This is a genomic window from Marinisporobacter balticus (genome assembly GCF_004345705.1).
Classification (GTDB): domain Bacteria; phylum Bacillota; class Clostridia; order Peptostreptococcales; family Thermotaleaceae; genus Marinisporobacter; species Marinisporobacter balticus.
On the sequence record NZ_SLWV01000005.1, the window covers coordinates 102,276 to 124,633 of the forward strand.

Consider the following 22,358-nt stretch of genomic DNA (forward strand, 5'->3'; position numbering starts at 1 on the left):
AAAAATAAATAAAAATAACACCTATGCTACAGGCGACACTTCTGGTTTGATCATATTCATCAATTCATCGTACTGCTGTTTTGAAAGTTTCTCTTCTGTAAATAATCCCATGACAAAGATGGCTAATTCATTCAAATCTACATGTGGATTTTTCATCTCAATAATTCTTTTTGCTAATTTGTAAAGATACATAAAATCACTCCCTTTTATTTTTCTAGTATCAATAAACGCATTTCCATGTTGAATAAATGTGCATCTGTTTGAAGCATATAGTCCTTTAGTATATCTGCATTTTGATTGGATAATTTTCCAATACTTTCAACTTCTCCTGCAACATCCATTGGCACTGATAAAACTATTTCTTGCCCAGCATGATAAGCTGATCGAATGACACCCTCTACAATATATCTTCCTGCTTCAAGTCCTGTAATCATTTTTCCATTACTAGACAATACCCCTTCTACATCTTTCCATACACCATCATCTAGCTTTTGTAATTTGTCTATAAATTCTATTGGATAATCTAGTATGATACTAGTTTCTGTAGCAAAATAAGACTTCCTTAAATAAGGTTCCATAATAATAGTGGTTCCTTCTCCATAATTTTCAAGGCTACCGGTAATAGAAAAACCTTCTTCACCGTTTTGGTATATTTGGGGCTGCGCTAACTGATAAATTAGGACTGGTGAATTATTATTAAGCCATGTAATTGCATCAGATAAAATTCCAGTTGTAATTGGAACACGAATCCATATATATCCACTTGAAAGGAAATCAAATGTATAAGGAATGTCTGAATTTACGATACCTTTTCTGATAAATTGAGTGCCATTTATATTTACAATATTTTTACTAAAATCTACATTTTGTAAAGTCGTTTGTAGTGCGAATGAATTAGTATTTATACTAGAAGCAGAAGCCCAATTTTGATTACTATTTAAAATAATTTTTCCTGTCCTCTTATACAATTTTTCCTCGATAACTTCATCTTTAGCGACTACTTGACCGTTACTGTCATATATAGCGTTCATTGTTTCGATTTCGCCTGTAGATGGATTGATTTTTTGAATGTATTGGTTGGATTCCGTATATTTCTCATAATCTATTGCCGTATTACCTTCATTAAATACTACATTGACTTCTATTTGTTGCAAACTACCGTAATTACTAAACATATCAAGTCCGTATAACCCTGTAGGTTTATCCCAATTAAAAGCAACATTATCATATATTTGTTTCTCTGTTACACCTTCACGAAGCACAGCTATACTCATTAAAATTGCTGATCCAGTTATTATCAACTCATTATATTTTTTTACTATATATTGTTTTCCATTTTGAAGATAAACTGGCATATATCCTCTTGCTCTAGATCCAGTATTGTCTCTATTGTCAAATATAAGTTTTTCACCATTCCATGTAACTGGTTCATATGTTGAGGTAACTTTTATTCCAGATTCATTTGCTAAGTTCTTACCATGTGACATATTCCTAAACGAGCAAACTGTAGATTTAGTGCCGATAATGAACGGTTTGACTGTGTCGGTTTCTTCTAAAAGTATTTCTTCAAAAACAAAAGTACCTGTTGCAACATTATCCAACCAAATTTCAATATATTGCGTTGTACTGCCTGTTGTAAATGTTCGGTACAATTCACCATCATATAAAGCAAAATTGCTTACTCCATTTTCATATACTCTTACCCTCGCATTTGCAGTTAATGAGTTTTTCACGCTTATTGTGTATTTCTGATTAGGCTTAACAGGTATGTTTATTAATTTTGAAACTTGACCGATTGCAGTAGCATTTAATGTAACTTTAGTAGGACTATTTACTGTTACGTTTGCATGTAAATTCCACTTTCCACTATCAAAATTTGGTACTAAATTTGTTCTAGTAACCCCATCTATCTTCGGACTAACTTGCCCTTTAACGCAGTTCCCACCAACATCAATAATCGACTTAGTTGTAGGTCCAACTATTTTATAATCTGGTATGTGAATATCTTCCTCTATTTTTGTTATTCTACTCCTATCTTCTTCTACTGCTTGATCGATTGTATCCCAATTTTTATTCAACATTTTTTCTATATCAAAATATTCATTGCCATCTGTTTTAGGATCGGCTTTATATAACTTTAGATTTTGTGTATTATTTGACATTTTGTCACCTCCTAAATGATTGGAACAAATGGTGAAAAGTCTGTTAATGGTCTTTGTTGTATTTCACCAATTGTTAATTTTTGTACTTCATTGATGATCAGATACTTAAATTGATAATCTACAATGAGATGTGCTGGTTTTATTTCTTCAATGGCGTTTTTTAAATCTTCAAGGTTTGGGGGTGCTCCTAGGGTATCAATAAATCTGATGATAAATTTTTTGTATTTGTTATCTTCTTTTACTTCAATATCCCCTTTTTCATAACTTTGGGCAACATTCTCTAGAAGATTTGCTGTAACTGTTCCGATACCTCTTAGCTTTGATTTGATAACGCTTCTTCTAAATTCAAGATTCTTTTCATTGCTTATAGAGATACCTAAATCCTTTTCCCATCTTTCAAGGCTGTGATCAGCTGTATCTATATAAAACTGATTGATCTTCTCTCCAATCTTCTTGATGAGCTCTTGCAGTTCTTCCTCTTGCGACTGTGTAAGGTTTTTCATAACCTTACTCTTTCTATAATAGCTAGGGAGATATTTCATTAGTTTTTGATGCATATCACACCCCCTTGTTCCTTTAACACTGCCACTTGCTTTTCACCAATTTCAACGATTCCTTCCTTTAGGTTTTCTTCTACATAAACTTCAAGGCTTAAATAATCTAAAACACCTTCTGCATTTAGAACAGCATTTCCAATCTTTGCATAACTCACATAACCTTCTAAATAAGCTGTGTCTTTTAAATACTTTTTAATGTTTTCTTCTATGTTTTTTAGTACTTGATCTTCTTTGTAGTTTCCTTTATCAATCTTTAGATTAACTTTTATAGCAATAGGTATTTCTTTTGCTGAAATCACATTTACAGTGGCACCTATCGGTCTTCTTTCCTCTATATATGCATGTACTTTATTGATTAGATTTTCATCTGCTGCCTGCATATCTTCCCCTATGATTACTACCTCTACCACTCCATTACCAACCTTTATTGGAACTCCTTCCTCTCCTATGATGATACTTCCTTTGGCTGGAAATACTCTTGCATCTCCTACACCAGGAACTCCCTTTGCCCAATTTCTATAGTGATGCTTGTTTCCTGATGTGGTAGGTTTTCTGACCTTGTCATAGTACCGTTGCCTTAATGATGCATCGCTTTCTCCATCATATCCATTGGTTACAGCTTTTGGATTGGTCACACTGGTAAGCCCTTGTACTCTTACAGGAAAATATTTTATTTTCCCTATCCCTATATTGCCAATGGTTCCTGATTTTTCACATTCCACCAAAACCTCTACAGCTCCAATATCTCCAACCATATTCTCCTCTTTTACTTGAAATACAGCTGTGTCGCTTGCAACTTCCATATCTTTTTGAATTATTGCTCCTTTTTCTCCTGTTATGATAACAGTTGTACTTGCTTTTGTAGGAGGTTTTCGTTCTATTCCCTGCTCTGCTACTTTTTTGTCTAAATAAATGCCTGTAGCTGTTTCTACAAAGCCTTGATCTAGTATCTTTTCTTGTTCTCCATAAGCTTTTGATAATTCTATGGCAATGGGTTTTGTAGCATCATAAAAAAAGCTTCCTTCTGATTTATCATAGGTATCATCTATGCTCGATAACATCCTCTGCATGATCTCTTCTATCATCACCACATCACCTCCTGCGTAAGCCTCTCTCCATCTATCAAATTAACTTTAAAGGAAATTGTAATGTCTGGAAGTTTCCTTTTTATCTCCCATTGAGAAATAGACCTAATCATGGGATGTTTGGTTAATGCTTGGGTGATTTCTCTTCTTAATTCTGCTTCTACAAATGTCTTTGGAAAGTTGTTGCCTATAATAAGATCTTCTATGATAACACCATATTCATTTTTATCTTTTCTTTCATAGACTTTGTATCTGTATTTTTCTGTTCGCAGGACTTTTTCAATCCATATCTTTAATGCATCTTTTCCTATTGTCTCTACCAATCTTCCATCTTTTATAACAAACTCTCCTTTTTCAAAGTCAAATAAAAAAGATTTACCCATCTTTGGCAAATCTTGATCTTTGTTCGTCTTTATTTGCAATTGTGCTACTTGTGGAAACATTATAGCCTCACCGCCTTATCTATTAGAAAATACGTCTGTTCATCCGTAGCAGGTACTAATATGACTTCATCGCCCGTTTTTAGTGTGTCTGTGTATTTCATAGACCCAATAATGGTCGTATTGGCACTAACGTTTCCAGTCACTACCGTATAGATTGTAGGTGTTGAACTAGTCTTTAGGGTAATTGAGCCACCTTCTCCACTGGTTTGCATGTTGCCCTTTATTTCTAATTCTCTTTGATAGTCTTTTAATACATGGTCTGCAATGATTAAATGTTCTTTTGTTAGCACAATCTTTTTTCCAAGGGTTACTTGAATATTTGGTGGTGGACTGATTACGATACCTGTTTGTGGTCCTAAATAGTTTTTGTTGTCTCTTTCTCGAAACATTTTTGCCAATTCACTAATGCCATCCATCATATCACCCCTAATCCTAGCTGCATTTTATGAATACCATTTTTCACAGTATGGTTTACATCTTTTATAAGGTATTTTCCATTCATTCCTGTGACAGGTTCTTTGATTTCTATGGTTCTTCCTGCTCGCACCTGATCATTTCCAATCATTTCGATACTATTTTCTTCAAATATTTTTGCTAGTTCATCTAGCTTATTCTTTGCCATATTTTTTGCCTGAGCAATATCCTTTTTTTCTGCACTAATTACTTCCTGTAATAATCCATATTTTTCAATCAACTTATCTTTAGGTAGATTCACTACCACATGATCATCGGATACAATTTGTATGCTGTTTTTCATCTCTTCTATGGATCGTTTTCTGCTTGGACTTGAAATGGCACTGGTAATATCATATGGCTGTATATTTTCTGATAGTCTAAAGGTGCCTTTTATCATTAACTCCTCTTGATTTTCTATATATAGCTTTCCTTGGCGCATTTCCATCCTGTATTGGGTTTTTGTAATATCTTTATCCATGCCTAAAATATTTTTTATAATGTCACTCACAACCCAGTTATTATATATTTTGTTTGTAATAATCGGAATAGGTACAATGTTTCCAATAGATACTTTAAAATCATTAAGTATGGTCTCAATGGCTTTTTTCCCTCTCACTTTGTTAAACTGATAAACGGCTTTGCTTTTATTGAGATAAAAAGCATAGTCAAAGCAGCTATATTCAATCCTTCCTCTTCCATTTCTTTGTTCGGATACAACGATAGCACGAAGGATTTCCTCTTCGTTCTTTAATATGATGAGATTTCCCAAGTCCACTGGGTTTACTGGAAAATATCTGTCATCATTAAAAGCAATATCAAAGGTTAGCTGCTGCCCTAACTCATTGATATTGCTTCTCCAATTGATACTGCCTACTAAAGGTGTAATGTCTATTTGTATGTTATTTGAAATGTTTAAAACTTGATACATACTACACCTCCTTTTGCGCTAATTTTATAAATTTGAATTCACTAAGGGTAAGCGTATAGTAAATATCTCCTGTACCATCTTGTTTACCGTATTCAAAGCTTTCTATGGTGCAAGCCATGTTCACCAATTCCTCTGGAGAATCAGTAATAATCAATCGAATAGGCACTCTTCGATCTTTCCAAGCCTCAATCATCTCTACATATTGCCATCCTCTATAGCTTCGATCTCTTAAAAAAGGATAATCATTGTTTGGAAAAAATGATTGGATCACTATGCTTTTTAAACTTTCCATCCCAATAAGCTTTATTTCTCCTTGACCAATCGTATCAAAGGTTTCATTTTTCATGCCTGACTGTATCTTAAATTCTTTCGGTAAAACAGGGAGTTTGATCACCTGTTCCCGGTTGTTGATTGAAATAAATATATCCATAGGACACCTCCTTTATGCGTATGCGGGTTGGTTAGACATGGATTCTTGAAGTCTTGGAATTAGGTCGTTGATGATTTCTGTGGTTGATTTGTTTATACCATTGATATTGATGTTATATTTGTTTTGGTTTTTTATAGAATTGTCTATTCTAGGGCCGATTATTTTTGTACTATCGACTTTAGATTGAGATGGAGTTATTGAATTTTTAGCTTTTGGCATATTTACACTATTTCTGCTATATAAATTTGTAACCGTCGTATTTCTTAACCTTGGATCTCTTGTTCTTGTATATGTACTCTTTGTTTTTCTTGAATTTGGTAATTTGCGGTTATTGTTATTTGGTGTTGCGCTAAAAATCTTTCCAGCCATTTCCCCCATTTTTCCTACAGGATCGGTTATATAACCTGCAAATTTATCTAACTTTTGTTGTTTTTTTGAGTCTAATCCATCATAAATTGCAGGTAATACTGTATTTGCTAAAGACGTAATAGGAGATAACGGTGTAAAGTCTCCCACAATATCTGCACCAGCTAAAAGCTTTTTAAAGTTGCTTGTATCTCTGATAACCGTATCTGCATTCGCAAGCGTATTTATTGGTCCTAAAAATTGAGTAAGTAGTTTTAAAGGCTTTAATGTTAACTTGCCTAAAGCTTTTGTAGCTTCTATAGGATGCTTTAATGCATTCTTTGTCATAGAAAATACTTTTCCTGATGTAAGTGTTTGCTTCATTGTCGATGCTCCCATTTTTACTTTATTACCAATCTTCCCTGCTGCAATTCCTACATCTTTCAATGAATCTATTTTTTCCATACCTGAAGCTTCTTTTAAAAGAGATTTCCCTAGTAATGAATCTATTTTACTATTAAAAGCCATTTTCCATTCTTTTGGATCTGATAGTTTAGAACCTACTCTACTAAATTGGCTCCATAAACCTCCTTCTGAATCTGATATTTCATTCGCTATTTTTTGTTTATCTGCATCTAGCTTACTCATTCTATTTTTTGATACATTTATTTTGTTTTGTTCTCGTATGTTTCTTTGATTATTGCTCTTGATTTTATTATTTATTGATTTTTCAGGTGCTTTATTTCGTTTTGAATTTTTAACTGATAACATTGTATTTTTTTTAGTTAATTCTCCTATTAAATCCTTAGCGTCTTCAATAATAACATCTTTTATCCAGTTGATTTCTTGAGTTTTATCAAAAGTTTTATAACTAACAACACCTTTTAAAAAGGTTCTTGCTCCATAAGCTGCATACGCAGATATATTCTTTAATCTGCCCCATATATTATTATCATTATTATCATTTTTACTTTTAATTTTTTTCGGATCATAAGGTACTAGTTTAGCATTTTGCTTTTTATTATTCTCTACAGCTTTCATTATTTCTTCTTGCATAGTATTTTTATTTTCTTTATTTCCATTCTTCATTCACTCACCACCTTCTTAAAAATCCAAACATAAAAAGCACCCCTAAAGGTACTTTTTATGTTTCATATTGTTCTTTCATCATTTTCTCTATCTCTTCTATTTCCTTTTCATAAAACGCCATGAGGAGAATGAGTTCTCCCCTTGGCATGTTGTAGATCACAGATGGGCGGATGCCTTTTGTTTTCCAGTAGTAGTAAAGCATCTCTGTGAAGCCATCTGTGTTGATTAGTTTTTTATTTCTTCTACCGCGCCACCATCAAATCCACTTAGTTCTCCGATGATATTATATAGGGTTAATATTTCACCAGGAAGAAGAAGCTTTCTGATTAAGTCCTTTGGTGTATAGGTATGGAATTTTTCCATTAATTCCTTTGTTTTAAAGCTTGGACTTTTCACACCTTCCACGACTGTCATGATCTGAAGTTCCGCTGCATTGATATTTTCCATATTTTCATCCATGGCCATTTCTTGGATTTCTTCCATTTTATCAGGGGTGAGGGCTTCTACTTTAAAAATCACTTTTTCGTCCGTAAGCGCTGATAATCTTTTGATTTCTACTTCTTTACTTGGTTTTTTCAGTTTGCTTTCATCGAGTTGTAGCAATAAGTCTAATGTATTCATAATCTCCTCCTTATTCTGGTTGAATTAGATCCGTAAAATCATATCCTGTAAATGTAAATGGACATTCTACCTTTCCTAATCCTTTTGCTTCAAAGTTTGTAAGTGTTAAATCATCAAAGCTGACATCCTTTAATACCACTCTCTCTGATTGACCGCCTATTGTATCAGGATCAGCTAATTTTGAAAGTATGGTAAATCTTAAATCCTGTCCTTTTTTGATCATTTCTCCTAATTTGATTGCCATTCTTGAGTTTACTTTGTGCATCTTAAGCGTTCCTTTTCCTTCCCATCCTGTTACTTTTGTATCTTTTGCAAGAACACCGCACATGTTTACATCTTCTTTTTTCAGCGTGATTTTTGCTTCTAGTCCTGTAAGCTCGCTAACCTTATCTCCATCTAACCAGATTTCTCCCCATGTTCCATTGATCACTCTATTTCCAGGTATTTTGTTTGCCATATTTTTTCCCTCCTACATAAATATTTGCATTGTCAAGTCTTCCATTGCATCTAAGAACTTCACTTTTGCTTGGATAAACACTTCGCTGCCTGTATTGTATTCTTTTATTTCTTGCTCTTTTAATGATTCTACATCTACACCTTTTGTCATAAGATATAGTCTTTGTCCGTCTATATCGATTCCTGCCTTATTGTCATAAGAAGGATCTAATACATCCACTCTTTCTAATTGTTCAAAATATGCATTAATTGCTGCTAAGAACAATACTTTGTTGTCATAGGAATTGATGATTTTTCCAACATAAGCACTGGCAAATGTATCTTTGATATCATCAAACATCAAATCTACCGCGTCTACAATCTTAATCTTTTTAAATTCTTCACCCTTTTTTGCAGTAGTTGATGTAAATGAGTTTACCCCTCTACCGATTTTTATCTTTTCACCATCATTGATTAGTATCAGTTTTCCATCTTCAATATCCTTATCTGGATTTTCTGATTCTATAATACTTTCTACTTCATTGAGTGCATAGTAAGTGGCGCTTCTTGTAAATGGAAGCCCTGCTAGGATTCCTGCGATTCTACAAGTATATTGACTCGCACTGTACGTATCTTCTCCTACCTTTAGCCCCTCTGTAGCAAAATTAATGATCCCTTCATGATCTGCCACAATATTTGGAAGTATCGCTTTGAATGTCTTCTTATTGTTATTTCTTTCCCCTTTGATCCAATCAACAACTGTTTGTACATCTTTTTGTGCGATGTTTGGAACAGCTAAATAGTTCCATTTTTGGTTCTTTAATCGCTTAAGGGCAACAGAATAAGCTTCCTCCTGTCCAATTCTTTCAACAATAATTTTACTAGGTGTTCCCATGAATGTTTTTTCAATATATCCCTTGTTCTCAGGCGTCCAATCCTCTGACTGTAATTCATCAATTGATTTGTATACCTTTGTTTCAAAATTCTTTGTAGCATCTTTTAATATCAATGCTACAATGCCTCTAGCACTTCTCTTGATTGCTGTAACCCCTTTTGTTTGAAACTCTATTGAAATTTTGGGTAATCCCATTATATCTCCTCCTTCATGTTTAGGTTTTGCATCTCTTCATACACTTGATAGTCATACGCTTGTATCATATCCATAAAATATACTTGGAAAGAAAAATCTAACACTTTGTCTATCATGTTCACTTTGCTTTCTTGGATTGTAAATTTTCTATCCTGTACAAGTAAAACGGTATGAAAGATTTGTTGTAGTTTTTCTACTATCTTTAGATTTTCTTCCATTGTTTCGCTCTTTGAAAAATAGCGGATGTCTATTTTTATAAGTTTGCTTTGATGGTATTTGTCTTCCATCGTTGTTGATATGGGTAAAACTTGAATGAAAAATGCAGGTCTATCAAAGCCTTGTGCCTGAATATCTTCATAGGCTTGATATGTAGGAAAATGTTCCTTTAACTTTCCTAAAACAGATTTTTTTATTTCTAGTAGTGTCATTTTCATCTCCCCTTTGACATCCTACTTTTATAAGCTTTGCTTACAAATTCTTAATCATCTTTTTTTGAATCATACAGCCTAGTAAATGATGGATCTTCATCAAATAGGTTAGGCTATCCTCTTCAAGCATCAATTTCTCTTGAGCAATTTTTAGCTCTTTTTGTATTTGTTCTAATTGTTCTTTATAGGTATTTCTTTGTTGAATCACTTGATTGAGTCGGCTTCTTGGAATAAATTCATTCATATGATCATCTCCCTGTCTATCTTTACGTTTTTAACGTGCGACGCCACGAATGGATCGGTTTTTGGAAGGCTTTCTTATCATAAAGTATAGTATAGAAATTTCTTCAATATCGGTTTAATTTCGGCACTCTTGCGGCATATTAATTTCTTCAATCTGTAAACAATTTCTATTTAGCATCTTGTACATCTTGTGTATGGCTTTATTTTTTATTTCTCTACATTGGCGTTCCTCTATATTGATTTCAAAGGTAATATAACGCCAAATCTTTTTTTGCATATATTTCATTTGAATGATTTGTTTTTCTAAATCTGTTAAACTCTCTATTGCATTATGAATTCTTTTTAGAAACCGTTCGATATGCCTTTTCTCAAATTCAAACAAATCAATTTTATCTTGTATTTCAAAATCTTTTAGTACTTGTGCTTCTGTTTTGGAAAATAGATTGTTGGTTTTTATAAAGTTTTCATAATCTATTCCTTTTAGACTTAAATACTGCATGTCTTTTAAATCTCCAATTTGTAATTCAATTTCTTTTATCTTCGCTTCATATTGTTTTAAATTTTTTAATATGATTTCAATTTTTTTCATGTTCACCTTTTTTTCATTATCGCTATTTATGTTTTCTATTTTCTCCGTATGCATAAAGCCTCACCCTCCTTAAGGATTTGAAAATATATGAGCAATTTAAAATATACTTAGTAGTATTATTTGTAATTAATTCAATTTCATGGAATACATTTTCTTATTTTAGAGTATAATATATATATTTATAATAAATTGGCACGCTTCCGGCACTTTACCGGAGATTTTATGGTTTATACTAACGATTATACAAAATTATACCACAAATCGAACGCATGTTCGATCTTTTGTTTTAAAAAAATATCCTTTCTTCTGCTCTATACTTTTTGTTTTAAAAATAATCCCTTCGTTTTATCAAATCCTAAAATTTCTTAATGATATCTTTTATTGTTAAATCTTCTTATAGCTTTCTCAAAAAAACATTGACAAATAAAACCAAATTCGATTATACTGTGTATATCGATTATATACAGTATATACAATTTTAAATTAAAAGAGGGATGCTATGAATATCATTGTTTCCAACACATCACAAGATCCAATCTATGAACAAATTGCAAAACAAATAAAAAATCTTATTTTAAAAGGTATACTTCAAGCAGGGGAGATGCTCCCTTCTATACGCAGTTTAGCAAAAGAATTACAAATTAGTGTCATTACTTCAAAACGCGCTTATGAAGAACTTGAAAAGGAAGGTTTTATTGAAACTGTGCATGGAAAAGGTTCCTTCGTAACCCCTCAAAACAAGGCGCTTTTAAAAGAACAACGTCTAAAAATTATTGAAGAAAAACTTACAGTCGTAGTGATGGAAAGTAAAGTTTTAAACATATCTATAGATGAATTAAAAGAAATGCTTACGCTTTTATATGAGGAGGTTTAATGATGGAAAACATATTAGAAATAAAAAATGTCACTAAAACTTTTAAAGGCTTTGAATTAAAAAATATTGGTTTTCACTTAGAGAAAGGCTATATTATGGGATTTATTGGTCCAAATGGTGCAGGAAAAACAACGACCATTAAACTTATTATGAATCTTATAAAAAGGGATACAGGCATCATAAAAGTTTTTGGATTAGATAATATAAAGGATGAACAATGCATAAAAAATAGAGTGGGTTTTGTTTATGGTGAAAATTATTTTTATGATGAACTTTCTTTATTAGAGATGAAAAAAATTGTTGCCCCTTTCTATTCAAGTTGGGATGACAAACAATTTTATCATTATATAAATAAATTTAATTTACCTTTAAACAAGAAAATTAAAGCACTTTCAAAGGGGATGAGAATGAAGTTTGCATTGGTGCTAGCCCTTTCTCACAATGCAGAATTTATTATTATGGATGAACCCACTTCAGGATTAGACCCTGTTTTTCGAAATGAACTTTTAGGAATATTATACGATCTTATGCAGGACGAAAATAAAGGCATCTTGTTTTCTACGCATATTACAACCGATTTAGATAAAATAGCAGATTATATTACTTTTATTAATAATGGCGAAATTATTTTTAGTGAGCAAAAGGATGCATTACTTGAAAGCTATGCCATTATTAAAGGTTCTAATGAGATTTTAGATAAGGATATAATGAAAGAATTTGTAGGGGTCAAAGAAAATCGCTTTGGTTTTGAAGCTTTAACAAAAGATATAGAAAAAGCGCGTCAAATTTTTAAAAATAGGGTAATCATTGAAAAACCTTCTTTAGAAGATATTATACTTTATACCGTAAGGGGGAATGTATAATGTTTCATTTAATCGTGAAGGAGTTACGTATTCAAAAAAGAAGTTTTCTACTTGCACTTTTTTATCCGATCTTTGCTATTTATGTTTTTGGTAAACCAGAGTTTTCAGAGTCTATATATATCATGATAGCTGTAGCAATCAGTTATATATTCGCATTAACAGCACTTGCTTATGATGAAAAAAACAATAGTGATGTCCTTCTTTTAAGTTTACCCATTAAGAAACGTCATATTGTAATCGCTAAATATTTATCTATATTTGTATTTTGTATAATCGGTATTGTCATTTCTGGAGGTATGGGCGCAATCCTTCACTTAAGTGGATATTTTTCAGATTTAAGATTTATCAATTTTATAGATATGATTGCTGTATTTACGAGCATGGGAATCTTAATGGCTTTGTATTATCCTTTTTATTTTAAATTTGGTGCCAATCACATACGATTATTAAATATTTGTTTCTTTATGCTAGTTTTCTTTGCGCCTAGTACACTGCTAAAGCTTTTACTTAAAAATGATAGTTCTCCTTTTATGCAACAGTTAATAAAAGTAATTACCCATATGTCTTCCAAGGTCTTTGGTTTATTTATGTTTATCATTGTTATGATCATCATGGCAATTTCTTTACTCATTTCTCTTAAGATTTATGAGCATAAGGATTTTTAATAATATTCATTTTTCATATTTTCAGCTTATAAATAGCCTATTGGGTTATTTGTAATAAATTATAAAATGGAGGGATAGAAATGAAAAACAAAAAAATCACTTTGCTGATGGTGCTAGTACTCATGGTATCTATGACCATCACATCTATGGCACAGGGGGAAATAACAAAAGACGGTTTGACTGCATCAGAAATGCTTATAAAAGCAAGTGAAACCATGGATACCACATATCATACCTTTAAGTTCAGCGGTACCATGAATATAAATACAAAAATTACAGGCTCTATGGCCACTCCCAAAACAGACGCTGAAGGAAATATAATTGAAGAAGAAAAGAAAATAGACAAAAATACAGAAATGATAATGACCCAAGAAGGAATCTTTCAAAAGCCTCAAAAGGTATATGTGAAAACAATCGCTTCATTAAAAAATATGCCAGAAGGACAAAATCAGACTTCTGAAGTATTCATGGAAAATGGATCTATGTATATGCGAACAGCCAAAGGTGAAAAATGGATCAAAATAGATATTGATCCGATTATGCAAGAATTTCAAAGCATGTTAGGCAGTAATTCATCTAATATAGCTCTAACAAAAGAGCAGATGGATCTATTTGGCATGTATGCTTCTTATGATGCGGATGCAGTCGTTGATGGTAAATCCTATTATGTGATGGATGTTACGATGAATAGTGCTGCTTTAAAAGAATTGTGCAGTAAAGTTGCTGATAAGATGTTAGATCAGATACAAAAAACAGAAACACAAACAGAAAAAACGGATGCCAAAACAGCACCGAAAATTAGTCAAGAAGAATTAAAACAACAAATACAAGAAACATTTTCTAAAATGAAGATGGAGATTACATACAAATACTATATAAACCAAGAAACAAAAATGTATGAATTTATGGATATTGCGCAAACAATAGATATGGATATGGAAAAAATGCATACAAATACCGTTTCAAATGGAAAATATAAATATTATGATTTCAACAAGGAAGTTACTTTCCCTGTAATCAACCCTGAAGATATCCAAGATCTCAGTCCATTAAAATAGTTCCTTAAAGCATATGAAAAACAACCTCTTTTACTTTTTATTTAGAGGTTGTTTTTTTATAAAAAATAATATAAGTAATTTGATATAAGCACCTTCCCTATTTGTTCAACCACAAAATAGATAAATTTAAAATCCCTGCAAATGCTACCCATACAATATAAGGTATGAATAAATACCCTGCAACCTTGTCTAATCGATAAAACTTGATACAAGTTATAATGATCAGTATTAACAATATGAGCAATTCAATCAATGCCAATCCCCTTAATGCCAATCCAAAGAAAAGGATAGACCAGAAAAAATTGAAAAATAATTGTAGCCCATAATAAAATAACGCATTTTTCCCCCTGGCTTTTTCTGATTTTAACATCCAGATTCTATAGCTAGCAATGCCCATAAGAAAAAATAAAATTGGCCAAACAACCCCAAATACCCACGGTGGTGGCGCAAATTTAGGTTGAATCAGATTTTGATACTTTCCATAAGCATCTTTCGTTAGAAAACCACTTAATAGTCCCACTAGTTCAGGTATAAAAATGCACACAATCAATGTAAAAATATTTTTCTTTCCTCTCATTTTTATAATATTTGGCATGATCCTTCCCTCCATTCATTGCAAAGGTCTTCTATTATTATAAGATATGTAATAAATTCTTAAAATATTATGCTTTCAAAAACTCTCCCGATACAAATGAAACTTTAAAAAATTATCGAGCAAGAAATTTTTGGATCTGATTTTAAAAATTGATACATTTTGTAGACAAGTTTTGGAAACACTTTTACTATACTAGAATAGAGGAGAGTGGAACTTGTTTATGAATACTACCGTTTCTTTGTCAAATGAACCCATTCATGTTGACTCTGCTACTGCTGTTTATGATTTTGATAAAATGTTTACAGCATATATAGACACTTATTTTACAAGTCAGTATAAGGATTTGGTCATTATATGTATTGGTACGGATCGGTCTACCGGAGATGCTTTAGGTCCTTTGATTGGACATAAACTAGAAAAATCTTTAAAAAGACATGATAATGTTTTTGTTCATGGCACATTAGATCAACCTGTCCACGCTAAGAACCTTGATACTTCCATTGATTTTATTTACAAAACATATAAAAGCCCCTTCGTCATTGCCATTGATGCTTGCCTAGGCAAATTAGAAAGCGTTGGCCGTATTCGTATAGGGAGTGGTCCATTAAAACCAGGAGCTGGTGTAAATAAAACGCTCCCTTCTATAGGAAATATGCATATTACAGGAATTGTAAATCTTGGAGGTTTTATGGAATACATTGTATTACAAAACACAAGGTTACATCTTGTCATGAAAATGGCAGATACGATTGCAGATGGTATTCAATATAGTCTATGGAAATATTTAAAAAGGATAGAAAAAGAGCAGACTATGATTAACTAAATCATAGTCTGCTCTTTTTTTACTTACTTAGGAAAGTATCACCTTTTTTAGAATAGGGATTCATACGCTCTCTTTTCTATCGCATAAATAATTTCATCCATATGCTTATTTTTTATATTGATTACAATAGCCCCTTTATCCATATCGATTACATTATCAAAATTACCCAGATAACTTAAGGAACTTTGATCACTATCATAAAGAATGGCATCTACAGTTCCTTCATAGTTTTCATATACCACTTTATATCCTCTTGACACTAATTCATTCTCTATACTTTTAAGATTATTTTGTACAGCCACGACCTTCGGCATATAAATACACCTCCTAGTTGTATTATTACTAGAAGGTTTTATTTTTATACTTTTCTATCATGCTATTTTTACGTATTCATCTAAAGATTTATTTTTTGCTCGATCTAATGCTTGAAGTTCCTCAGCTGAAAGCGTATGGGTCGATTTTCCATCTTTTATCGTTTTTCCATAAACGATACTATTATTTCTACTATATATATTTGTTAAAATAAATCCTGTGTTTTGCTCATTTAATAATGCAATCGTAAAGCTTAAGCTTCCTCCTACATCATCAAATGCATTGTATTGTACAAACCCTACCTTTTGAATACTATAAAGTAACTTTCTTTCAACGTTTTCTATGAGTGCATCCATTTTGTTCATTCGAATATCTAGATGATCTATCTTTTGATAGTACTCATGGATAATTTCTTCAATATTTTTCCCTTCAATATTATTAGATAATCGTTCATATTTTTTCTTTAACTTTGAAAGCTTCGCTCCTTGTATACATAAAATCACTAATGATAATATGCTTATAATAACGCTATACAACACAATTATTTCAAAATTCTGTTTTATAAAACTAAATATATAATCCATAATTTCCCACCCCTTCTAAATACTTTTCTATCCTCTATATTATCTCATGGAAACCCCAAAAAATAAATAGTATGTGCGATTTATTTTCACACATACCATCCTTTCCCATCAAGGAATTTATGCTTGCTCTAATTCATCACAAATTTTTTTTAACGCATCTACTGCTTTTTCTATATCATCCTTTGTTGTAAAATATCCTAAACTAAATCGTACGACGCCCTGCTCAAAGGTTCCAATTGTTTTGTGAGCAATAGGTGCACAATGGAGTCCTGCGCGAACAGCTATATTAAAAACTTTATCGAGTACATAGCTTACTTCTGATGAATCTTCATCACCAATATTTATTGCGATGACAGCTGCTTGTTTTTTTTCATCTTTTGGACCGTATATACGTATTTTTTCAATTTTCTGTAATTCTGAAATCATATATCCAGTCAATGCTTCTTCATGTTTTTGAATCTTGTCTAGTCCTTCTTTTAAAATAAATTCAATGCCCGCGCCTAGACCCACGATCCCTGGGGTATTCGGTGTTCCACTTTCATATCTATCAGGTATGATTTCTGGTTGGGTCAAGAGTTCTGATTTGCTTCCTGTCCCACCTTCTTTCATTTGCTGTAAAACTACACCTTCTCTTATATAGAGTATCCCCGTACCTTGAGGTCCTAGTAATCCTTTATGTCCTGGAGCAGCAAGTAAATCTATATTCATCTTCTCCACATCGATCTTATAAACGCCCGCTGTTTGTGCAGCATCTACTAAGAATAAAATATCATTTATTTTTGCAATTTCTCCTATTTTTTCTATTGGCATCAGGGTTCCTGTTACATTTGATGCATGGGTAGTTGCAATAAGTTTTGTATTCGCTTTTATCTCTTTTTCAATCCGTGTTGGATCAAGCATACCTGATACATCACATTGAACCATTGTATATTCTACCCCTAAAGCTTCAAGGGTAACGATCGGACGAATCATTGAGTTATGTTCCATACTTGTTGTAATCACATGGTCCCCCGGCTTTAGTATTCCTTTCAATGCCAAATTCAAAGAATCTGTAGCATTACAAGTAAAAATAAGTTGCATAGGATTGTCAATATTAAATAGTTTGCAAATTAATTCTCTTGTATTATGAATGGCTCTCCCTGCCTCTAATGCTAATTTATGGCCGGATCTTCCAGGATTTGCACCATATTCTCGCATGCATTTATCCATGGCTACATATACATTTTCTGGCTTAGGATAAGTGGTTGCAGCATTATCTAAATAAATCACCCTAAATCCCCCTCGTATTTTATTCATCTTTTTTATCATTGTATGCATAAAAAACTTCACATGAAACGCAATTATATTGCTTGGGCTACAATAATAATATTAGATACCTCAAATATTTTTTTGATTAAATCAAAATACTCTCGAATAATAATCGCTCTATGGTTTTCCCCATGGGTAATAATAATCATATCTTTTTCATGCTTTTTTATTTTAATCAAACTATTAAAATATTTTTCAAAATCTTTTATTTCTACTGTTTGTTTTAATTTTTGAAAAGCTTCTTCTATATTTGTATTCTTTAGTCGTTCTTCCATAGGTGTAAATTTCTCCATATATATTTCTTCTGGAATATCTAGGAATGACTTCATATATACATCTTGATTCATCATTTTCCTCCTCATAATTCTGATTTACGTATATTATATCAAATGTTCTTCCATCCTATCATAAATTTTTTCTATGATTATTAAAGTAGTATAGAATGATTTTGAAAATTTCCTAGGAAATATCCAAAAACTTTAAACAATCCACTAATTTTCAAGCATATTATTGTTTATTTCATAAAATCAATACCTATGTTTTTCTTTCGACTTATTTCAGGGTGTTTATGCAGTAAAATAATAAACCATATTCCTAATGTAACACCTTTTACTATGCTGCTGATGCTAATACTCCACCATACACCATTTAAGCCAAGTAACCTACTCGATGATAAAATCATGGCTGCTGGCACACGAAGTCCAGTAAATAATATCCCCACAATAGATGGTGGAATAGTTCTTCCAAGTCCATTAAACGCACCTGCTGTAGCAAGTTCTATACACATAAAAAGCTGGGATAAACCTAAAATTTTCAAATAATCTATACCATACAAAATAGCTTTTTCCTCTGGAATAAAAATAGAAAACACAGGCCTTGCCCCAAATATTAAAAGACCCGATGCAATAATACCAATCACACTTACAATCCCTATGCCTATGAAATAACCTCTATAAACACGGTCTCCTTTTTTTGCACCATAATTTTGACCTACAAATGTGCCAATAGCAGTTGAAAATCCCCCTGCGCTCATCCAAGAAATCGCTTCTATTTGAGATCCTACCTTTTGAACAGCTATGGGAATTGGCCCCCACTGCGCAATAATCCTCGCTATAAACATTGAAAATATTGTGAACAGCCCACTTTGCAATGCTACAGGAAATCCAAGATTTATAATTTTTTTTATGTAATTTCTATTCGGTAAATCGAATAATTTAAAACCCGAAAACAACAAGAATTTTTTTCTTATACTATAGATAAAAACTATTGTCACAATAAATTGCGCAATAATTGTTGCAATAGCAGCACCTTTTACCCCTAAAGCAGGAAATGGTCCCATTCCAAAAATAAGCACAGGATCAAGAATCATATTTACAACTAATCCTATCCCATTCATTATAAATGGTGTCTTACTATCTCCATATCCATTATAAATTCCTGTAAACACTGGATTAATAAAGTAAAAAACAATGCCAAAAGTCACAATCACCAAATAGTCAATAGCCATATGTATAACTTGTATATCTCCTAGATTGAAAAAACCAATCAATTCTTTTCGAAAAATCAAAAGACAACTTCCATATAATATTGCTAAAACAATATCTATTTGAATCGTATGCCGTGCATAGGATTTTGCACCTTCTAAATCATTTTTCCCTACTGACTGAGCTACCCCAATTTCAGCTCCTACTTTGGGTATAATGATAAAAGCCACTGCAAGCCAAGTAAAAAACCCTGCTGTTCCAACAGCCGCAACAGATTTACTTCCTACTCTTCCAATCCAAATCATATCTGTCATATTATAAGCCATTTGAACAAAAGAGGTTCCCATAATGGGCAACGCTAATTTTATTAATGCTTTTAAAATATTTCCTTCTGATAAATTGTTGCTTTTAATCATTTTTTCTTCCTTCTTTCAAGTTAATCAAAAAACTACTACCAGGTACTTTTATTTTTCCTAAAATACATGGACAGGCTATATAAAATGGTTATCCCTACACTAATATATATACCTGTATAATAAAGATTAGCTATTCCATAATTTTCAATAATCCATCCCCCTCCATAGCTTCCAGAAATACCGCTCATTCCTATAAATACAGCTGACCCAACAGTTTGTGCTGTAGCTTTAAGCTCCTGTGGCGCTAAGGAATCCATATAATAAACTGCTCCTGTTAGGAAAAGTGCAAAGGAAAATCCCTGCAGCATTTGAATCAATATGATATGAATAGGTGAAGAAGCAATATAAAAAAGGATTTGGCGTAAAATAAAAAATATAGTTGAAAACAAAAGAATATAAATGGGTTTTACCCTATAAATAAATTTCTTTGAAAAAAGAAATATAGGGACTTCACTAAGTGCCATAGTAGATAATGCAATCCCTAAATGCACTTTATTTCCTCCAACTGCATCCATTACTCTAGGTAAAAAAATAAATGCTGCTCTATGCGGAATAAAAAGAACCATTGCAAATACTAAAAAAGCACTATAATCATAATTCTTGAATAACCGGCTTATTTTAAGATTTTTTGTAACTTTAGATGCAATTGGATCATCTACATTTACTCTGGAACATAAAAAAATAGTAATGATCCCCAAAAAAGCATAACCAACATATAGTATCCAGACACCCTTTATTTCTATCAATTGCCCAAAAATATATACCATCAAAGCAAATCCTAAAGATCCCCATAACCGAATCGTTCCATAAGATATTTCTGATTCACTTTGAATACTCATGATAATCCAACCATCTAGTAGTGGGGCTAATGCCGTTTCAAAAAATGTAATGACAACAAATATAATTCCCAATAAAATAACGCCTTCATAGAAAGGAAGGGAACCAATCAAAATAACTGCAATCGATAAAAGGATGATGAAAACCTTTTTTATAGATTGCATTCGATCACTCACCATCCCCCAAAAGGGTTGTGCAAAAATAGCAATAAATGAATTTATTCCTAAAATGGTTCCGATTTGAATATTATCAAGTCCTTTACTGTCAAGGAAAATGATCAGATAAGGATAATACGTAGCAAATGTAGCCCAAAAAAAGAACTCTAATGTACAAAACCGCATTAATCTTTTATTATTTTTCATTTTTTCTCCTAATTTATGTTATCAATTCTACTTTCTACTATATTTTAACATGAATATTGAATAAAGCACCTCTTTCTTTTTATAAATTTTTAAGAAAAATTTAAAGTGTGACTGCAAATAAAATCCCTAAAATTTGGGTAAATAAGCATGGAAAACTGGGAAAAGTTCAAGAAATTTATTTTCCAAATTTTCTCTAAATGTGGTTGATGTTTACAGCATACCTGTGATATATTGTAAATATGTAAAAAATTGTATCAATAAGTGAATAAAGGGGTGTTTTTATGAAAAAATTATTGGTAGTTATATTAACTGTAGCTATTATATTCTCTGGTTGCACAACACAAGAAAGTGAACAAAACGAAAAGGAATCGCAAGAAAGTACGCCAGTAGTAAAAGAAGATCCACAAATCACAAATGAACAAGCAGAAAAAATTATGCTTGAGTATAATGAATTGCTTACAAAGGGGAAACCTTATGAAGTTCTAGAATTAATGGATCAATCTATTGGAAAACTATCAGAAGAAGATGCAAACGAAATGATTCTAGAATTAGAAAAAGTACAAAAACAATACATGGCTGAATATACAGATGCTTTATTTGAAAACGATTATGAAAAACAAAGTCAATTGCATAAGATTTTTGGATCTAAATTTAATAAAGATAAAGTGGAATCTATAGAGGATGAAAATTTAAAGTCTCTTGTTGTAGAAATCCTTAAGGGCGGATATCAATTTGTTTCATTAGAAGGTGACTTTTATCCAACGATCAATTATCAATACCTAAAAAGATATATACCCTATTTATCTAATGACCTGAAAGATTATATAGATCTTGCTGCTATAGAATCAACTGAACTTACTTTTAGCGATGGAGCAGTAGCGATATCTTGGGATGCATTAGCTAATAGAGCACTAAAAGCTGAAGCATATTTATCAAAATATCCCGAAGGGGCAATGAGAAAAGAAGTAGGGGAATTGTATACCATGTATATTGGTGCATATATCAATCCTATGTATGATTTTGAAACACACAAATTAGATAATACATTTATAGATAGCTATAAAAAGTTGATTTCTCAGGGTGAAGGAACAGTAACTGCTGAAATTACAAAAGAATATCTTATTTTTATAGAAAAAAATGATTACGCAGAAAGTGATCTGGTAAGAGACGAGTCAAACCGTCTTTATAAGAAGGCTCTTGAAAATCTGAATCTTGGAGAAGGATCTGCAGATTATAATGCACAATAATAGAGATAGAATCATGTAGTAAGTACAAA

At 32.1% G+C, this 22,358-nt stretch carries 29 protein-coding genes; 6 read left to right on the top strand and 23 right to left on the bottom strand.

Features of this window, described 5'->3' with window-relative positions; translation table 11 throughout:
• Positions 1-21 precede the first annotated feature (21 nt).
• From EV214_RS18680 to EV214_RS05910, 16 genes are all read right to left on the bottom strand, one after another.
• Positions 22-192, bottom strand: coding sequence for a hypothetical protein (locus tag EV214_RS18680; protein ID WP_165916260.1), 171 nt, complete (start codon positions 190-192; stop codon positions 22-24).
• A gap of 14 nt (positions 193-206) precedes the next feature.
• Positions 207-2,162, bottom strand: coding sequence for a hypothetical protein (locus tag EV214_RS05845; RefSeq protein ID WP_132243668.1), 1,956 nt, complete (start codon positions 2,160-2,162; stop codon positions 207-209).
• Positions 2,163-2,173: 11 nt separating this feature from the next.
• Positions 2,174-2,719 (bottom strand): putative phage tail protein, encoded by a 546-nt coding sequence (locus EV214_RS05850; protein WP_132243670.1) that lies wholly within the window; start codon positions 2,717-2,719, stop codon positions 2,174-2,176.
• Positions 2,704-3,804 (bottom strand): baseplate J/gp47 family protein, encoded by a 1,101-nt coding sequence (locus tag EV214_RS05855; RefSeq protein WP_243116573.1) that lies wholly within the window; start codon positions 3,802-3,804, stop codon positions 2,704-2,706. Before EV214_RS05855 ends, EV214_RS05850 begins: the two co-directional genes overlap by 16 nt.
• Positions 3,804-4,247, bottom strand: coding sequence for a DUF2634 domain-containing protein (locus tag EV214_RS05860; RefSeq protein WP_132243674.1), 444 nt, complete (start codon positions 4,245-4,247; stop codon positions 3,804-3,806). The genes EV214_RS05855 and EV214_RS05860 overlap by 1 nt, the downstream gene beginning before the upstream one ends.
• On the bottom strand, positions 4,247-4,663 hold the full coding sequence (locus tag EV214_RS05865; RefSeq protein ID WP_165916261.1) for a DUF2577 domain-containing protein: 417 nt from the start codon (positions 4,661-4,663) through the stop codon (positions 4,247-4,249). The genes EV214_RS05860 and EV214_RS05865 overlap by 1 nt, the downstream gene beginning before the upstream one ends.
• Positions 4,663-5,631, bottom strand: coding sequence for an XkdQ/YqbQ family protein (locus EV214_RS05870; protein ID WP_132243678.1), 969 nt, complete (start codon positions 5,629-5,631; stop codon positions 4,663-4,665). Before EV214_RS05870 ends, EV214_RS05865 begins: the two co-directional genes overlap by 1 nt.
• A gap of 1 nt (position 5,632) precedes the next feature.
• Positions 5,633-6,061, bottom strand: a complete 429-nt coding sequence (locus tag EV214_RS05875) for a hypothetical protein (RefSeq protein ID WP_132243680.1) — start codon at positions 6,059-6,061, stop codon at positions 5,633-5,635.
• 12 nt (positions 6,062-6,073) lie between these two features.
• Positions 6,074-7,495 carry a hypothetical protein gene (locus tag EV214_RS05880; protein WP_132243682.1) on the bottom strand — a complete coding sequence of 474 codons (1,422 nt, stop codon included), beginning with the start codon at positions 7,493-7,495 and terminating at the stop codon, positions 6,074-6,076.
• 55 nt (positions 7,496-7,550) lie between these two features.
• On the bottom strand, positions 7,551-7,697 hold the full coding sequence (locus EV214_RS18685) for a hypothetical protein (protein ID WP_165916262.1): 147 nt from the start codon (positions 7,695-7,697) through the stop codon (positions 7,551-7,553).
• A 23-nt stretch (positions 7,698-7,720) separates the two neighbouring features.
• A complete protein-coding gene (locus EV214_RS05885) occupies positions 7,721-8,116 on the bottom strand; it encodes a phage tail assembly chaperone (protein WP_207669633.1) in 396 nt (131 codons plus the stop codon).
• A gap of 10 nt (positions 8,117-8,126) precedes the next feature.
• A complete protein-coding gene (locus EV214_RS05890; protein ID WP_132243686.1) occupies positions 8,127-8,573 on the bottom strand; it encodes a phage tail tube protein in 447 nt (148 codons plus the stop codon).
• 12 nt (positions 8,574-8,585) lie between these two features.
• A complete protein-coding gene (locus tag EV214_RS05895) occupies positions 8,586-9,641 on the bottom strand; it encodes a phage tail sheath C-terminal domain-containing protein (RefSeq protein WP_132243688.1) in 1,056 nt (351 codons plus the stop codon).
• Positions 9,641-10,069, bottom strand: a complete 429-nt coding sequence (locus tag EV214_RS05900; RefSeq protein WP_132243690.1) for a phage tail terminator family protein — start codon at positions 10,067-10,069, stop codon at positions 9,641-9,643. The genes EV214_RS05895 and EV214_RS05900 overlap by 1 nt, the downstream gene beginning before the upstream one ends.
• A 40-nt stretch (positions 10,070-10,109) precedes the next feature.
• Positions 10,110-10,313: a hypothetical protein gene (locus EV214_RS05905; protein WP_132243692.1), complete on the bottom strand. Its 204-nt coding sequence runs from the start codon at positions 10,311-10,313 to the stop codon at positions 10,110-10,112.
• A gap of 114 nt (positions 10,314-10,427) precedes the next feature.
• Positions 10,428-10,955, bottom strand: a complete 528-nt coding sequence (locus tag EV214_RS05910) for a hypothetical protein (RefSeq protein ID WP_132243694.1) — start codon at positions 10,953-10,955, stop codon at positions 10,428-10,430.
• A 445-nt stretch (positions 10,956-11,400) separates the two neighbouring features.
• On the opposite strand from EV214_RS05910, the gene EV214_RS05915 reads away from it, so the two are divergent.
• From EV214_RS05915 to EV214_RS05930, 4 genes are all read left to right on the top strand, one after another.
• Complete coding sequence (locus EV214_RS05915) at positions 11,401-11,775, top strand: GntR family transcriptional regulator (protein WP_132243696.1); 375 nt, start codon at positions 11,401-11,403, stop codon at positions 11,773-11,775.
• Between the two features lie 2 nt (positions 11,776-11,777).
• Positions 11,778-12,638: an ABC transporter ATP-binding protein gene (locus EV214_RS05920; RefSeq protein WP_132243698.1), complete on the top strand. Its 861-nt coding sequence runs from the start codon at positions 11,778-11,780 to the stop codon at positions 12,636-12,638.
• Positions 12,638-13,303: an ABC-2 transporter permease gene (locus EV214_RS05925; RefSeq protein WP_132243700.1), complete on the top strand. Its 666-nt coding sequence runs from the start codon at positions 12,638-12,640 to the stop codon at positions 13,301-13,303. The genes EV214_RS05920 and EV214_RS05925 overlap by 1 nt, the downstream gene beginning before the upstream one ends.
• A gap of 80 nt (positions 13,304-13,383) precedes the next feature.
• Positions 13,384-14,361 (top strand): hypothetical protein, encoded by a 978-nt coding sequence (locus EV214_RS05930; protein ID WP_132243702.1) that lies wholly within the window; start codon positions 13,384-13,386, stop codon positions 14,359-14,361.
• A 97-nt stretch (positions 14,362-14,458) separates the two neighbouring features.
• On the opposite strand, the gene EV214_RS05935 is transcribed toward EV214_RS05930, so the two are convergent.
• Positions 14,459-14,956: a TspO/MBR family protein gene (locus EV214_RS05935; RefSeq protein ID WP_132243704.1), complete on the bottom strand. Its 498-nt coding sequence runs from the start codon at positions 14,954-14,956 to the stop codon at positions 14,459-14,461.
• Positions 14,957-15,176: 220 nt separating this feature from the next.
• Between EV214_RS05935 and yyaC the strand changes: the two genes are divergently transcribed.
• Positions 15,177-15,779: a spore protease YyaC gene (yyaC, locus tag EV214_RS05940; protein ID WP_132243809.1), complete on the top strand. Its 603-nt coding sequence runs from the start codon at positions 15,177-15,179 to the stop codon at positions 15,777-15,779.
• Between the two features lie 47 nt (positions 15,780-15,826).
• Here yyaC and EV214_RS05945 read toward each other — a convergent pair whose 3' ends face one another.
• From EV214_RS05945 to EV214_RS05970, 6 genes are all read right to left on the bottom strand, one after another.
• Positions 15,827-16,093, bottom strand: a complete 267-nt coding sequence (locus tag EV214_RS05945) for a YkuS family protein (protein ID WP_132243706.1) — start codon at positions 16,091-16,093, stop codon at positions 15,827-15,829.
• A gap of 57 nt (positions 16,094-16,150) precedes the next feature.
• Positions 16,151-16,675, bottom strand: coding sequence for a DUF4446 family protein (locus EV214_RS05950; RefSeq protein ID WP_132243708.1), 525 nt, complete (start codon positions 16,673-16,675; stop codon positions 16,151-16,153).
• A 117-nt stretch (positions 16,676-16,792) separates the two neighbouring features.
• On the bottom strand, positions 16,793-17,944 hold the full coding sequence (locus tag EV214_RS05955) for an aminotransferase class V-fold PLP-dependent enzyme (RefSeq protein ID WP_132243710.1): 1,152 nt from the start codon (positions 17,942-17,944) through the stop codon (positions 16,793-16,795).
• Positions 17,945-18,015: 71 nt separating this feature from the next.
• Positions 18,016-18,330 carry a hypothetical protein gene (locus EV214_RS05960; RefSeq protein ID WP_132243712.1) on the bottom strand — a complete coding sequence of 105 codons (315 nt, stop codon included), beginning with the start codon at positions 18,328-18,330 and terminating at the stop codon, positions 18,016-18,018.
• A gap of 167 nt (positions 18,331-18,497) precedes the next feature.
• A complete protein-coding gene (locus EV214_RS05965) occupies positions 18,498-19,883 on the bottom strand; it encodes an MATE family efflux transporter (RefSeq protein ID WP_132243714.1) in 1,386 nt (461 codons plus the stop codon).
• A gap of 35 nt (positions 19,884-19,918) precedes the next feature.
• Positions 19,919-21,082, bottom strand: coding sequence for an MFS transporter (locus EV214_RS05970; protein WP_132243716.1), 1,164 nt, complete (start codon positions 21,080-21,082; stop codon positions 19,919-19,921).
• 281 nt (positions 21,083-21,363) lie between these two features.
• On the opposite strand from EV214_RS05970, the gene EV214_RS05975 reads away from it, so the two are divergent.
• Positions 21,364-22,329, top strand: a complete 966-nt coding sequence (locus EV214_RS05975) for a hypothetical protein (RefSeq protein WP_132243718.1) — start codon at positions 21,364-21,366, stop codon at positions 22,327-22,329.
• Positions 22,330-22,358: the final 29 nt, after the last annotated feature.